This is a genomic window from Bacillus cereus group sp. RP29, assembly GCF_040459765.1.
Classification (GTDB): Bacteria; Bacillota; Bacilli; order Bacillales; family Bacillaceae_G; genus Bacillus_A; species Bacillus_A paranthracis.
The window spans coordinates 1,279,252-1,294,544 of sequence record NZ_JARVHN010000001.1 but is presented as its reverse complement, the minus strand read 5'-3'; the positions used below and the strand labels follow the sequence as shown (position 1 = coordinate 1,294,544).

The window sequence follows — 15,293 nt, the reverse complement described above, 5'->3', positions numbered from 1 at the left end:
TTATAACAGAATTTCGCAAAAGTTTCGAAATACAAGACAAAAAACAGACGGTTTATATGTCTAGATAACCATCTGCTTTCTATTACTCATTTAACAATACCCAGCGCATATGATCTTCCCACACTCCATTAACCATTAACATCTTCCTAGACACGCCCTCATACTGAAAACCTATCTTCGTTACAACTTGTATAGATGCTAAATTTCGTGGCATAATCGGTGCTTCTATACGATGTAATTGAAATTCCTCAAAAGCAACTTGAATCGCTTTTCTAAGCGCTTCTGTCGTATAACCTTTGTTTAACTCTTCCTTATCTAATTTATAGCCGAGTACACAAGATTGGTAAATTCCACGAACAATTAAATTAAATGAAATACATCCAATTATTTTCGTATCATCACCTTTTTTAAAAATCCAAAGTCTGATGATTTTACCTTCTGCGATCTCTTTTCTATCCTTTTGTAACTTTTTCTTTTGATAATCTAACGTAAAAAAATCATCCGGTCTATACTCTTCCCAGGCTTTTAAAAATTCACGATTTCTGTCGTAATATTGAAGAACTTTTTCAGCATACGACTCATCAATTTCCCTTAAATGTAAACGATTTGTTTCATATATTTTCATCATCGTATCTCCATTCTTCAGCTTGCATAACAAAAAACTTATACCCTATCATTCTTATATATTCTCTACGTACATACAAATTTCCTGTTATACTTTACACACACTTCTCGAATTTTGTCATTTCTCTCCCCCTTGTCCACAATATCATTTCTCGTTACAATGATATTGTACTGATTTGCAAGGAGGTTTAACGATGCATAAAAAAGCTCAAAAAGTTATGATTTATGTAATGCTAATTTCTATGCTTGTAACAACATTACTTGCTGGCGCAAGTATGTTTTGGTAAAAAGGACGATCTGTTCGTCCTTTTTTTACTTTTTACACATAATAAAATAAACCATCTCGAAATCGAGATGGTTTATTTTATGTAAAGCACAATCGCTACAATACTAAAGAAAAATGACATTACAAGTGCTATCACAAAACTTGTATATTGTTTCTGCTGAAATGCCCCAATAACAAAAGTAAGATTAAGTAATGCCATACATACAATCGCTACAAGATAAGAACATATATTAAAAGTTGCCAATATGAATGTAATAATAAATAGAAATCCCATAAAAAACTGCATATACGAAAGTTTTGGATTCAAGTACATATGAGCAACCCCTTTATCTCATTTTATCTTTCTATACTCTCATTAACGCATGGTTATGTACACATGTCAAGACAACTTATTACAATAGAAAAAGCCAACTTTTCCGTTGACTTTTTCATATGCAATGGCTCCTTTTTCTTTTGCCAATTGCTGAAATGACTTTTTCGATTTTACAATCCATACTTTCGTTCCAATTGGAATGCGATCAAATAAATATTCCACATCATTTTTCTTCATTCTTATACATCCTTGTGAAATATACTTTCCAATTGAACTCGGTTGGTTTGTTCCATGTATTCCATATTTACTCCCATCAGTTCCTCTTGCATTAAATCCCATCCACCTAGATCCAAGTGGATTTTTCGGTGATCCCCCAGGAATATTCTTCGCAATATAATATGGGTCCTTTGCTTTCATTACAATATCAAAAGTTCCCTCTGGGGTTAATTCATTTGTTTTTCCTGTCGCGACTGGAAAAACCTTTTGAATCTTTCCATCGTCAATATAAGCTAGTTTATTCGTCGCTTTATTTACAATAATGAAAGGATCACCGGCACGCGGATTATCACCAAGAGGCCAAATAGGCGATAAAGAAAGACATAATAGGAAAGAGAGAAGATACGGCATAGATAATTCCTACCTTCTATATAAGTTCTTTTATATTATCCTTTCCTTTAAAGCGACTTTTAATGAGTAAATATTGTTCCATTTCGTATACAAGTTGAACAAGTTTCGCACGTATCTCAAATTCTTCACGGGTAGCCGGCAATGGCATATCTCTAAATAATTCTCGCATTTCTTGAAGCTGCCTTAAAGAAATAACCCCGGTACTCTGAGGGCTAATAGCATTTCCAATGTTTTCAACCACATCCGCAATCATGTCCGCTTGTTCATATGTCCATGATAAAGAAGCTGCTAACGGAATCATTCGCTCTAAAATTTCGAATTGTTGCATACGCATATTGAAATAGCGATAGTAATAGTCATCTTCTCGCATAAATGCATTCTCAAGTTTCTTAAACGATAAATCTCTAGCTTCATTTAGCATCTGTTCAGTTTCAATAAGTTCTGCCCCGCTCCAACTACTTTCTCGGTTTCGTAAATATACAACCATTTCAAACAAAATCGTTTTAAAATTATTTTCTATTTTACCTTGATACTCTTTTAGCTTATTTTCACTACTTGGCATATACATATTTACTAATAGAGCCACGCTAATCCCTATCGTTAATATCGCAATTTCATTCCCAACAATAAGCCATGTAATTTGTTTCAATGAATATAGATGCATCACAATAACTGAACTCGTAACAATACCTTCTTGAATTTTAAACATGACTGCAGTCGGAATAAATGTAAGTAATAGTACGCTAATTGCTAGTGGTGTATATCCAATTGTTTCAAAAATACAAAACGCGAACACCATTGATAATACACAGGCTAAAAAACGGTGTAACGACACTTGAAGTGATTTACGTTTCGTATTTTGTACGCATAATATAACTAAAATACCCGCTGAACTATAAAATTCCAACCCTAATAACTGTGCAATAAAAACGGCTGCGCCTGTCCCTATTGCTGTTTTTACTGTACGGTATCCAATTTTGAACATAGCATTGCTCCTATATGTATAAACGTATTTACAGTTAGTATAAAAAAAGGATGACACAATGTCATCCTTTTCTACTTATTATTCACGTAACCTTTACATATTACAATATCTTTTGTAAAAATTGTTGCGCACGCTCACTTTTCGGTGCTGCAAAAAATTCTGCTGGCGCACTATCTTCTACAAGCTTTCCACCATCTAAAAAGAGAACACGATCTGCTACTTCTTTTGCAAATCCCATTTCATGTGTAACAATCGCCATTGTCATTCCTGTCGTAACTAATGATTTCATAACTTCTAACACTTCTTTTACCATCTCTGGATCTAGTGCTGATGTCGGTTCATCAAATAACATTACTTCTGGTTCCATTGCTAACGCTCTTGCAATTGCTACACGTTGCTTTTGTCCTCCCGAAAGACGATTTGGATACGTATCTTTTTTATCTAATAAGCCGACCTTTTCTAACAGTTTTTCGGCTTTCTTTTCAGCTTCTTGTTTCGTTACTCCTTTTACATTGATAGGAGCATACGTAATATTTTCTAATACAGTCATATGAGGAAATAGGTGAAAATGCTGAAATACCATTCCGACATTTTCACGAACGTGCATAATATTCGTTTTTGGATTCGTTACTTCTTCCGTTCCAATCCAAATGTGACCATTTGTCGGTGCTTCTAACACATTCATACAACGTAAAAATGTTGATTTCCCTGATCCAGACGGTCCAATAATTGCTACTACTTCCCCTTTTTCAATCGTTGTTGTAATCCCTTTTAATACTTCGTTTTTTCCAAATGATTTATGAAGGTTTTCAATTTTAATCACTTTTCTTCATTCTCCCTTCAATTGCCTTCCCGACTAATGTAAGAATAATGACTAGCATATAATAAATGAGTCCAACAAAAAGTAATGGTTCAAGGTATTTAAAAGTCTCCCCGCCTACGATATAAGCACGACGCATTAAATCCGTTGCTCCTATTACTGTTACTACAGCCGATTCTTTCGTAAGTGTCGCAAACTCGTTTACAAGTGCCGGTAATATATTTTTTAAAGCTTGAGGAAAAATGATATTTCGCATCATTTTTCCGTATGGAATTCCTAAAGCCATCGCCGCTTCTGTTTGTCCTTTATCAACCGCTTGAATGCCGGCACGGATTACTTCTGACATATATGCACCTGAATTTAAGCTAAATGCAAGTACAGCTGCTAAGAATGCCGGTATTTCATAACCAATTATTTGCGGGACACCGAAATAAATAATCATTAATTGCAATACAAGTGGTGTACCACGGAAAATTGATGTATAAAGATCTGCCGCTATATTTAATGCTCGTATTCTAGCAATTTTGCAAAGTGCTAATAACGTCCCTAAAAGAAACCCTGCTAAAGCTGATACTGCTACAATTTTCAAAGTAACTTCTAGACCTTTTAATATATATGGTATCGAAGGCGTAATCGCCGAAAAATCTAAGTTCATTCTTTTCATTCCCCTCACAGAAAAGTGAAAGGCAGCTTATTTTTCGCTGCCAAACCATTTCTTCACTAATTTATCCATTTCTCCATTTTCTTGCATTTTTTTAATTACTTTATTAAATTCAGCTGTTTTATCACTGTTTTTCGGAAGGGCAATTGCTGCTCCAACTTCTTCTGGAGCTTCTTTAATTTCAATTCCTTGTAAATCTTTCATTTTCTCTAAATAATTTTTAGCAACTGTGTCTTCTATAATTGCAGCATCAAAACGACCAGCTTTAATTTCTTGTACGATTTCTGGTATACGGTCACGTCCCTCAACTTTGAAATCTACTTGCTTTTTAAATTCTGCTGCTTTCTCTTCTTGAATAGATCCTGTTTGTACCCCTACTTTTTTCCCTTTTAAATCCTCTATAGATTTAATGTTAGAGTCTTTTTTAGAAACGACCATGTTTTTCGCAACAAAGTAAATATCTGTGAAATCAACATTATTTTTACGCTCTGCAGTTGGCGTCATACCTGCCATTACGAAATCAACTTTTCCTGAGCTAAGAGATGCTAATAAACCACCAAAATCCATATCTTTCACTTTCACTTCATAACCAAGTTCTTTTCCGATATATTTAGCAACATCAACATCAAAGCCGATAATTTCATCACTCTTTGAAGCTTCTACGTATTCATATGGTTTATAATCTGCTGAAGTCCCCATAACGAGTACTTTTTTATTTTTTCCAGTAGCCTTTTCTTCCCCATTACTACAAGCACTGAACATACTTACAATTAAAATAAGTGCAAACGATATTGATAATAACTTCTTCATCTTTCTTCCCCCTAATAATGTATATTTAAAAGTTTAATAGAATATTTATTCGATGTTTGTATTGTATCAGCACTTTTATTTTTATGCAATATATAAAATAAAAATAAAAATAAAACGAGTTAAAATACAGTTATCCGTGTATAAAAAGATGCATAAAATAACAAAACTATGCATATCCCAAAAATTTTAATACGAAATAAAAAAAGGCGGTACATCCACTTGAGTATGGACGTACCGCCTTTTCATTTATTTTTATAAGGACTTATAATCAGTTGGGATGAACCACCTCCACTGATTATAGTTCTTCGCAATTCTCTTCGAAATACGATTGTAGTTTTGCAATAACTTGCATCGGTTCATGACCTTCAATTTCATGACGCTCTACCATCGTTACAATTTTTCCATCTTTTAATAAAGCAAATGATGGAGAAGATGGTGGATACCCTTCGAAATATTCACGAGCTCTTGCTGTCGCTTCTTTATCTTGACCTGCAAACACCGTTACAAGGTGGTTAGGACGTTTATCATAATGTACAGAATGCGCAGCAGCAGGACGAGCAATACCGCCTGCACAACCACATACAGAGTTTACCATTACAAGTGTTGTTCCATTTCTTTTAAACGCTTCGTCTACTGCTTCTGGCGTCGTCAATTCTGTATATCCAGCAGAGACAATCTCTTCACGCGCTTGGCGGACAACATCATTCATAAAAAAGTTAAAATTAATCAATCTTTTCCCTCCTCTAAAACTACCTATTTGTATCTTACCAGTTAATGTTTATGAAATACAAGTAAGTTTACTTGTATTTCAGCATAGAAAAGGTGTTAGAGCTCTTGCTCTAACACCTTTTCTCAATGACCACGATGTTTTTGCTTTGCTTTTTGTACTTTGATTAAACGTCTTCTTTGTTTTTCAGCCTCTCGCTTCTCCTTAGATTGCACTTTCTTTTCTTGTTTATGCAGTTCATAAGATAAGCTAATTGCCTCTTGCGCCTTAGTAAAGCGGTTTACATTTACTTCTTTTGCAGCTTGTCGTATGATTCGCTTTATATTTTTGGGACGCTGTTTTTCTTTCACTTCCACGCCACATTTTGCAAAGTGCTGAAAATACGCTAACATTGAACCGTTCACAAATATAAGCACTTCTTCGTCTGAAGGTTCCGTTCCAAAAATATATCTCGCTCCATACAACTTCCCTTTTTCTTTACATGTAATGATTCCAACAAAAAATTGGCCATCGTGATATACTGTCAAATCCATTGACAGCCCCCCCTAAAAAAATTAGAAATACGGGACATCCCGGAGGGGAAGGTTACTGACATGAAATCATGCGTCTGGACTACCAACCAGAACTGTGTTTTTGTATTTCTTTCACTATTATTATATCTTTTTTTCCATAATCTTCATATATTCACTAATCATTTTTTTATGCGACCCAACAATATAGTCAGGTAGTTCTGTTAGTGGGAAGAATTTAAGCTGAACCGCTTCTTCTTTGTTCATAACAAAATCTCCATCGTATTCGTCCGTATAATAAGCGGTCGTTACAGATTGAAATTCATCACCGTTTGCTAATTTTGTAAAATAGTTCGCTCCAGAAAACACATTGATTAATCGTAGGTTCTTCACCTTTATTCCTGTTTCTTCGTATACCTCACGAAAAGCAGTTTCTTCTGGTGATTCACTAAGCTCCATTAATCCACCAGGCAGCCCCCATTTTCCGTAAGGCTCTGTTCTTTGTTGTAATAATACATATCTATTTTCATTTATAACGAGTACAACAGCACCAACTAAAATTAAAGGGCGATGACCAACTATTTTCCGTAATTCTTCTACATATCCCATCGTATCCCTCCTTTTTCGTTGTCCACACTATTGTATCATATGTATGAAACGACAAAATGCGTATATTTTTCATTTTTTTAACAAAATATTTATTTTATGTGTTTCATCTACTGTAGCTAACAAAATGGATTCAACTTCTGCGTTTTTCTCTAGAAATTCTCTCGCCCATTCTTCTGTTTTCCCTAATAATGCAAGAACATCTTGCTGAATGCTCCCATCCTTTACTAATACAAAAGAAACTGGAGATTTTTTTCCCGCCACTTTTAGATCAAGTCGGGAAACTGCCTCATATTCTGGATACCGAAATATAGAAACGACACCGTTCGCTTCCCATAATGCTAATTTGATTGTTTGAATATCGCTCACATTTCGCATACGAAGTTCTGAAAATAAATATTCCACGGTAATTCTCGCTTTTTTCAAATTGCTAAAATCAATGGAGCCGTTGTGTATAAGAATGATAGGTGCTGGCTCTAAAAAGCGTCTCCATCTATCCCACTTCAACATTAAAACTGAACTTATAATATGAAGTACAACGAGTATAAACGTTGTAATCATCGAGCCCATTAATCCTACTTTTTCATCAGACAATGCGTTAGAAATATTCCCGCCAAGCAATAACACCAATACAACATCTAAAAAGCGAAGTTGTGCGATGGACCTTTGCCCCATCGCTTTCGCAACTAATATTAAAAATATGTATGCTATAATAGCCCGAATAACCCATTCACTATTAGAAAGATGCCGTGCTCCCTCAAAAATATGCATATGCATCACTTTGCACTCCTTACATCCTAAACTGCTAGTCTGTTTTAGTTTGCAACGTTTATGAGTATATATGTAAAAAAGCTGGTTCGTTTAAAAACGAACCAGCTTTTTTTACTTAACGGAAAACATATACTTTTTATACGTTTTTCGTACCGATAATATGAGACCCATCATAATCATATTCGAGAACAAGGAACTTCCCCCATACGATAAGAAAGGTAATGCAATCCCTTTTACAGGCATTAATCCAACAATCATACCGATATTTTGGAATATTTGAACCGTTAATATCCCAATTGACCCAGCACATAATAATGTACCGAATAAATTATCAGCAGAATAACCGATAATAATTGTTCTATATAGTAGTAATAAGAACAAGAATACAACTAACGCTGCTACGATAAATCCACCTTCTTCGGCAATTGTAGCGAAAATAAAGTCTGTATGCTTCTCAGGGATATAAACATTCCCTTCGCCAAACCCTTTCCCTTCCATACCGCCACTACCTACAGCTAAAATTGATTGCTGTGTTTGATAACCTTGATCTGTATGTTCAAATGGATCTAACCAACCTAAAATACGTGATTGTTGGTGCGGTTTTAGTAGCGTAACTAACTTATTAAAGAAGAAATCCTCATACCTTACGTAAATAAATATTAACGTGGATAGTATGGTGACTGGAATAACTGTACATAACGCTATCAATTTCTTCTGAATACCTGACATAAATAAAATACATGCAATGGCAGCAGCGTATAAGAACACCATCCCCGTATCCGGTTGGCTATATACAACAGCCATAGGCGGGAGGGATACTAGCATAATTTTACCTACTAATTTTAAGTCCGTTTGAAATGTCCTTGCCATATACTGCGCATTATGTTTCACTGCTATACTTGCTACTACGAGAAGCAATGAAATTTTGAAAAACTCAGATGGCTGAATTTGTCCAACTAACGGAAATACAAACCATCTTTTTGCACCTAATTTTTCAGGTGTGAAATTGGAAACCGGTAGTATTTTCAAAAGAATAAGTGAAGCAAATCCAACGATATAAAGTGGCCAAGACAATTTTTGTAATTGATCTAAGTCGATGCTTGCAACAAGCAATAACAATACAACCCCAATTATGTAGTTCAAACCTTGTTTCATCGCAAAGTTTGCCTCTCCATATTGGCCAGTTTGCTGACTGCTATATATAGCAGCTATACTTGTAACACATAATGCTAACAAAATTAAAATTAATTTTACATCTAAACTTTTTAGAAACTCGGTACTTCTTTTCATGACATCCTCCTGAAACATTGTTACAGCAAAATAAAAAACCAGGAGTCAACATTCTTCATGTTTTGACGACTGATTACACATTATCTATAAAACACTTATATAGAATAACTCTCTTTTTCATACAATACAATATATTATACTACAGTTTCGTCAGTAAGATTTGCCAAAAAAATTATTCTTTTCTTATTTTATATCCATATACCATATATCAGCAATGTATTTTCATAAATTCCTAATACATAATGGTTCATTGTAAGATTACTGGGAAAGGTATTATACATATAGTAGGATGTAGATGAAGAAATAAGATGATAAAAAGCTCGCATAAGCGAGCTTTTTATTTAATATACAGATGTATTATTTTCTGACGTATTTTCTAAAATTTCTTTTACACGTCCTAAGAACTTACCACAAATTAAACCATCTAGTACACGATGATCAAGTGATAAACATAAGTTAACCATGTCGCGAGCACCGAACATACCATTTTCCATAATTACTGGGCGTTTTACAATTGATTCAACTTGTAAAATAGCCGCTTGTGGGTAATTAATAATACCCATAGATTGAACAGAACCGAATGATCCTGTGTTATTAATTGTAAATGTTCCGCCTTGCATTTCGTCCGCTTTTAACGATTTCGTACGTACTTTTCCCGCAAGTTCTGTAATTTCACGAGCGATACCTTTAATTGTCTTCTCGTCCGCGTGTTTAATTACTGGTACAAATAGTTCGTCCTCTGTCGCAACAGCGATAGAAAGGTTAATATCTTTCTTCTGAACGATTTTATCGCCAGCCCACATTGAATTAATTTGAGGATACTCTTTTAACGCTTGTGCTACTGCTTTTACGAAGAAAGCAAAGAACGTTAAGTTAAAGCCTTCGCGTTTTTTGAAATCACCTTTAATTGAATTACGGTATGACACAAGGTTTGTCACATCTACTTCAATCATCATCCAAGCGTGTGGCGCTTCGTGTTTACTACGTAACATGTTCGCTGCGATTGCTTTACGTACACCTGTTACTGGAATTTCGATATCGCCAGGCATTGTTGGTACAGAAACTGGTTTCGCAGCTTCTACTTTTTGTGCTACTGGCGCTGCTTTTGGTGCTTCCGGACGCGCTTCTACTACTGCCGCTACCGCTTCCTCTTTCTTCGCCGCACCTGCTTGCGGAATATTTCCTGATTCCACTAGCTTTAAAATATCTTTACGAGTGATACGGCCGTTTGCTCCCGTACCTTCTACTAGATCTAAATCAACGTTATGTTCACCTGCAAGTTTTAACACAGCTGGTGAAAAACGAGGTTTTCCATCAGTTGGTTGTTTTGCTTTCGGTGCTTTTTCAGGCGTAGCTACTTCTGCCTTTGGTTCTTCTTTTGTTTTTTCCTCAACAGCTGTTGCTGCTACTTCATCTGCGCCTTCTACTTGAATCACACAAACTACTTCACCTACAGCTAACGTATCACCTTCACCAGCGATCAACTCTTTCACAATACCAGTGAAAGAAGATGGTACTTCAGCATTTACTTTATCAGTCATTACTTCTGCAAGCGGATCATATTTGTTTACGTGATCGCCAACATTAACGAGCCATTTACTAATTGTACCCTCTGTAACGCTCTCCCCGAGCTGAGGCATTGTAATATTTTCTACAGCCATGTATAGTCCCCCCGATTAAAATTCCGCAAGTTCACGCATTGCTTTTTCAACTTTATCTGGATTTACCATAAAGAATTTTTCCATTGTTGGTGCATATGGCATTGCTGGAACGTCTGGACCTGCAAGACGCGCAATTGGTGCATCTAAATCAAATAGACAGTTTTCAGCGATAATTGCTGCCACTTCACTCATAATACTTCCTTCTTTATTGTCTTCTGTTACAAGAAGAACTTTACCTGTTTTAGAAGCTGCTTCAATGATTGCTTCTTTATCTAATGGATATACAGTACGTAAATCAAGAATATGTGCAGAGATGCCATCTTGCGCTAACTTTTCAGCTGCTTGAAGAGCAAAATGAACACATAATCCGTATGTGATAACAGTAATATCATCACCTTCACGTTTTACATCTGCTTTTCCGATTGGTAATACGTAATCATCTTCTGGCACTTCACCTTTAATTAAGCGATATGCACGTTTATGCTCAAAGAATAATACTGGATCTTCATCACGAATTGCAGCTTTTAGTAAGCCTTTTGCATCATATGGTGTAGAAGGGATAACGATTTTTAAACCAGGTTGGTTTGCAAACATCGCTTCTACAGATTGCGAATGATACAATGCACCGTGAACACCGCCGCCAAATGGCGCACGAACTGTGATTGGACAAGTCCAATCATTATTAGAACGGTAACGAATTTTTGCTGCCTCAGAAACAATTTGGTTTACTGCTGGCATGATGAAATCCGCAAACTGCATTTCAGCGATTGGACGCATTCCATACATTGCTGCACCAATTGCAACCCCAGCGATTGCAGATTCTGCAAGTGGTGTATCTAGCGCACGATCTTCACCAAATTGATCATATAATCCGTGTGTCGCTTTAAATACGCCACCTTTTTTACCAACATCTTCACCTAAAACGAATACTTTCTCATCGCGTTCCATTTCCTCGCGCATTGCTAATGTAATAGCATCAATATAAGACATTACAGCCATGAAACGTTCCCCCCTATTCTGCGTATACGTGCTTCAATGCATCTTCAGGTGCTGCATACGGAGCATTTTCTGCATATTCTGTTGCTTCGTTTACGATATGCATAATTTCGTCTAACATTTGTTTTTCTGATTCCTCAGTTAACACGCCAACCTCTTTTAAATAAGCAGCAAATGTTACAATTGAATCATTTTTCTTCGCTTCTTCTACTTCTTCTTTATCACGATAAACGCGATCATCATCGTCACTTGAATGTGCTGTTAAACGATATGATACTGTTTCAATTAAAGTTGGACCTTCACCACGGCGGCCACGGTCTGCTGCTTCTTTTACAGCTTTATATACTGCAAGCGGATCGTTTCCGTCTACTGTATATCCAGGCATACCGTATCCAATTGCACGGTCTGATACATTTTTACATGCTAATTGTTTTTCAACTGGAATAGAGATTGCGTATTTATTATTTTCACACATAAAAATAACAGGTAACTTGTGTACGCCAGCAAAGTTTGCACCTTCATGGAAATCACCTTGGTTGGAAGAACCTTCACCGAATGTAACAAACGTTACTAAATCTTTCTTTTCCATTTTTCCAGCTAATGCAATACCAACTGCATGTGGTACTTGCGTTGTTACTGGAGATGAACCTGTCACAATACGATTTTTCTTTTGACCGAAGTGACCAGGCATTTGACGACCACCAGAGTTTGGATCTCCAGCTTTCGCGAAACCAGATAGCATCAGTTCTTTCGCTGTCATACCAAACGCTAGTACAACACCCATATCACGGTAGTATGGTAATGCATAATCTTTCTCTCTATCAAGAGCAAATGCTGCTCCAACTTGTGCTGCCTCTTGTCCTTGACAAGAAATTACGAATGGAATTTTACCAGCACGGTTTAATAACCACATACGTTCGTCGATTTTACGTGCAAGTAACATCGTACGGAACATTTCTAATACTTGCTCATCACTTAAGCCAAGCTCTTCATGGCGCTTTTCTTTTACTTCTGCCATTTTTCATAACCTCCTAAATCCACATTTTTATGCGTGTAACGCTTTTCCATCTACAGCTAATGCTGCTTCACCAATCGCCTCAGATAATGATGGATGCGGATGAATTGTATGTGCTACTTCCCAAGGTGTTGCATCAAGTACTCTTGCAAGACCCGCTTCAGAAATCATATCTGTTACATGCGGTCCAATCATATGAACACCGAGAATATCATTTGTTTCTTCATCAACTACAAGTTTTACGAAACCATCTGATTCGCCGTATACAAGCGCTTTTCCGATTGCACGGAATGAGAACTTACCTACTTTTAGCTTATAGCCTTTTTCTTTCGCTTCTTGTTCTGTTAAACCGACAGAAGCAACTTCCGGACTGCTATATACGCATTTTGATACCATAGAATAATCAATTGGTGTAACTTCTTTACCAGCAATATGTTCTACTGCAACAATTCCTTCATGAGAAGCAACGTGAGCAAGCTGTAAGCCACCAATTACATCACCGATTGCGTAAATATGAGATTCTTTCGTTTGATAAAACTCATTTGTTTGAATGTATCCTTTTTCCACAACGATATCCGTATTCTCTAAACCAATATTTTGCGTATTGGCTTGTCGTCCTACAGATACAAGCATTTTTTCTGCTTTAAATTCTTTATTCTCACCGTTATGTTCAGCTTGAATTGTTACTCCATTATCTTTTACCAATGTTTCTGGTAATACTTTTGCACCAGTTACCACTTTAATACCTTTTTTCTTGAATAGACGTTGCATTTCTTTTGAAACGTCTTGGTCTTCTAGTGGTAGTATCGTTTTCGCATACTCTAATACTGTAACTTCTACACCGAAGTCAGCAAGCATAGATGCCCACTCAATACCAATTACACCGCCACCAACGATAATAATCGAGCTAGGAAGCGTTTCCATTTTTAGGGCATGATCGGAAGACATTACATACTCTCCGTCTAATTCTAAACCTGGTAATGAATTCGGACGAGAACCTGTTGCAATAAGTACATTTTTTGGAATTAACATTTCATTCTCTTCTCCACTTGCAAGTTCAACTGAAATTGTCCCTGGCATCGGAGAGAAAATAGATGGGCCAAGAATACGGCCAATACCTTCAAACACATCAATTTTACCTTGTTTCATTAAGTGCTGAACACCTTTATGAAGTTGCGTTACAATCTTCTCTTTACGCTCTTGTACTTTCGCAAAGTTTAGTTCTACATTACTTGCAATAACTCCGAACTCTTCGCTTTTTTTAGCAGTTGCGTATACTTCCGCACTACGTAAAAGGGCTTTACTAGGAATACATCCTTTGTGTAAACAAGTACCACCAAGATTTTCTTTTTCAACAAGTGCAGTTTTTAACCCTAGTTGTGATGCACGAATTGCAGCAACATATCCACCAGTACCGCCGCCAACGATGACTAAATCATATTCTTTTGCCATTATCTCAACCCCTAGCTACCGTTTCTTTTTCACGTACAATATATTCTTTTGGAGCTTCTTCTTCACGTAGTACACGAAGTGCCCCTTCTGCTAATGCTTGTAATTCATCTTCTCCTGGATGTACGATAACATCTGCAATCCAGTCTACTCGTTCTTTTATTTCATCAACAAGGATTTTACTGTAAGCAAGTCCACCAGTTAATACGATTGCATCGATTTTCCCGTGAAGTACAGCGCTAGCTCCGCCAATCTCTTTTGCAACTTGATATGCCATAGCTTTATAAATAAGAGTTGCTTCAGGATCACCTTTTTCAACCATTTGTTCTACTTTAATCGCATCATTTGTACCGATAAGACTTACAAGTCCACCTTGTCCGACAAGTTTTTTTATCATTTCATCTCGGTAATACTCACCAGAGAAACACATTTCTACTAGTTGCCCTACTGGTACTGTACCAGCGCGCTCTGGACTAAATGGGCCTTCTCCGTTTAAACCGTTATTTACATCGATTACTCTTCCTTTTTTATGAGCACCAACTGTAATACCGCCGCCCATATGTGTAACTAATAAATTTAAATCCTCATATTTGTGATTTAACTGTTCAGCTACTTTACGAGCAACTGCTTTTTGATTTAATGCATGGAAAATACTTTTGCGTTCCATACCAGCAATACCACTTATACGAGCAATAGGCTCCATTTCATCTACAACGACAGGGTCTACAATGAATGCCGGAATATTTAATCCAGAAGCTATTTCATATGCTAAAATGCCCCCAAGGTTTGAAGCGTGATGACCGCTAAAACCATTTTTTAAATCTTCTAACATCGCATCGTTTACTGTGTATGTTCCGCCTTCGATTGGACGAAGTAATCCCCCACGGCCACAAACTGCGTTTAATTTTGAAATGTTAATACCGTGAGAATGTAGAACTTCTAAGATCGTTTCTTTACGAAACTCATATTGGTCGATAATTCGCTTATATTTTCCAATCTGTTCTTCGTCATGACGAATAGTTTCTTCTAAAACGGGTCTTTCATTATCAAAAACACCAATTTTTGTGGATGTACTACCCGGATTAATAACAAGAATTCGATTTACAGACACTGTTGCTACCTCCACTAATAAATTCAAAAGGA

18 protein-coding genes are annotated in these 15,293 nt (G+C 36.4%); 1 reads left to right on the top strand and 17 read right to left on the bottom strand.

What is annotated here, in order from left to right:
- Positions 1–82 precede the first annotated feature (82 nt).
- The gene (locus QCI47_RS06805) at positions 83–628 is read right to left on the bottom strand and encodes a GNAT family N-acetyltransferase (RefSeq protein ID WP_001993297.1); all 546 of its coding nucleotides are present in this window, start codon (positions 626–628) and stop codon (positions 83–85) included.
- A 190-nt stretch (positions 629–818) separates the two neighbouring features.
- On the opposite strand from QCI47_RS06805, the gene prli42 reads away from it, so the two are divergent.
- Positions 819–911 carry a stressosome-associated protein Prli42 gene (prli42, locus tag QCI47_RS06800; protein WP_000549038.1) on the top strand — a complete coding sequence of 31 codons (93 nt, stop codon included), beginning with the start codon at positions 819–821 and terminating at the stop codon, positions 909–911.
- A gap of 72 nt (positions 912–983) precedes the next feature.
- Here prli42 and QCI47_RS06795 read toward each other — a convergent pair whose 3' ends face one another.
- The 16 genes from QCI47_RS06795 to buk form a co-directional block, all read right to left on the bottom strand.
- Positions 984–1,223 carry a DUF3894 domain-containing protein gene (locus QCI47_RS06795; protein WP_000281163.1) on the bottom strand — a complete coding sequence of 80 codons (240 nt, stop codon included), beginning with the start codon at positions 1,221–1,223 and terminating at the stop codon, positions 984–986.
- A 66-nt stretch (positions 1,224–1,289) separates the two neighbouring features.
- The gene (locus QCI47_RS06790) at positions 1,290–1,850 is read right to left on the bottom strand and encodes a L,D-transpeptidase (RefSeq protein ID WP_001146559.1); all 561 of its coding nucleotides are present in this window, start codon (positions 1,848–1,850) and stop codon (positions 1,290–1,292) included.
- Between the two features lie 16 nt (positions 1,851–1,866).
- Positions 1,867–2,835 (bottom strand): aromatic acid exporter family protein, encoded by a 969-nt coding sequence (locus tag QCI47_RS06785; protein WP_000472680.1) that lies wholly within the window; start codon positions 2,833–2,835, stop codon positions 1,867–1,869.
- A gap of 100 nt (positions 2,836–2,935) precedes the next feature.
- Complete coding sequence (locus QCI47_RS06780; protein ID WP_000590218.1) at positions 2,936–3,658, bottom strand: amino acid ABC transporter ATP-binding protein; 723 nt, start codon at positions 3,656–3,658, stop codon at positions 2,936–2,938.
- Positions 3,651–4,310, bottom strand: a complete 660-nt coding sequence (locus QCI47_RS06775; RefSeq protein WP_001046921.1) for an amino acid ABC transporter permease — start codon at positions 4,308–4,310, stop codon at positions 3,651–3,653. Before QCI47_RS06775 ends, QCI47_RS06780 begins: the two co-directional genes overlap by 8 nt.
- 36 nt (positions 4,311–4,346) lie before the next feature.
- Positions 4,347–5,126, bottom strand: a complete 780-nt coding sequence (locus QCI47_RS06770; RefSeq protein WP_000735471.1) for a transporter substrate-binding domain-containing protein — start codon at positions 5,124–5,126, stop codon at positions 4,347–4,349.
- 295 nt (positions 5,127–5,421) lie between these two features.
- Positions 5,422–5,835 (bottom strand): BrxA/BrxB family bacilliredoxin, encoded by a 414-nt coding sequence (locus QCI47_RS06765; protein ID WP_001998211.1) that lies wholly within the window; start codon positions 5,833–5,835, stop codon positions 5,422–5,424.
- 143 nt (positions 5,836–5,978) lie between these two features.
- Positions 5,979–6,386 (bottom strand): YjdF family protein, encoded by a 408-nt coding sequence (locus tag QCI47_RS06760; RefSeq protein ID WP_000366594.1) that lies wholly within the window; start codon positions 6,384–6,386, stop codon positions 5,979–5,981.
- A 120-nt stretch (positions 6,387–6,506) separates the two neighbouring features.
- Positions 6,507–6,971, bottom strand: coding sequence for an NUDIX hydrolase (locus tag QCI47_RS06755; protein WP_014481752.1), 465 nt, complete (start codon positions 6,969–6,971; stop codon positions 6,507–6,509).
- Positions 6,972–7,040: 69 nt separating this feature from the next.
- Positions 7,041–7,745 (bottom strand): DUF421 domain-containing protein, encoded by a 705-nt coding sequence (locus tag QCI47_RS06750; protein ID WP_000550968.1) that lies wholly within the window; start codon positions 7,743–7,745, stop codon positions 7,041–7,043.
- A gap of 105 nt (positions 7,746–7,850) precedes the next feature.
- Complete coding sequence (locus tag QCI47_RS06745; RefSeq protein WP_000831200.1) at positions 7,851–9,029, bottom strand: FtsW/RodA/SpoVE family cell cycle protein; 1,179 nt, start codon at positions 9,027–9,029, stop codon at positions 7,851–7,853.
- A 341-nt stretch (positions 9,030–9,370) separates the two neighbouring features.
- Positions 9,371–10,690: a dihydrolipoamide acetyltransferase family protein gene (locus QCI47_RS06740; protein ID WP_000257652.1), complete on the bottom strand. Its 1,320-nt coding sequence runs from the start codon at positions 10,688–10,690 to the stop codon at positions 9,371–9,373.
- A gap of 15 nt (positions 10,691–10,705) precedes the next feature.
- Positions 10,706–11,689 carry a 3-methyl-2-oxobutanoate dehydrogenase subunit beta gene (gene bfmBAB / locus QCI47_RS06735; RefSeq protein ID WP_000290076.1) on the bottom strand — a complete coding sequence of 328 codons (984 nt, stop codon included), beginning with the start codon at positions 11,687–11,689 and terminating at the stop codon, positions 10,706–10,708.
- Between the two features lie 13 nt (positions 11,690–11,702).
- Positions 11,703–12,704 (bottom strand): 3-methyl-2-oxobutanoate dehydrogenase subunit alpha, encoded by a 1,002-nt coding sequence (gene bfmBAA, locus QCI47_RS06730; protein ID WP_000852555.1) that lies wholly within the window; start codon positions 12,702–12,704, stop codon positions 11,703–11,705.
- 27 nt (positions 12,705–12,731) lie between these two features.
- Positions 12,732–14,153: a dihydrolipoyl dehydrogenase gene (lpdA, locus tag QCI47_RS06725; RefSeq protein ID WP_001051291.1), complete on the bottom strand. Its 1,422-nt coding sequence runs from the start codon at positions 14,151–14,153 to the stop codon at positions 12,732–12,734.
- 4 nt (positions 14,154–14,157) lie between these two features.
- A complete protein-coding gene (buk, locus tag QCI47_RS06720) occupies positions 14,158–15,261 on the bottom strand; it encodes a butyrate kinase (protein WP_000115774.1) in 1,104 nt (367 codons plus the stop codon).
- Positions 15,262–15,293: the final 32 nt, after the last annotated feature.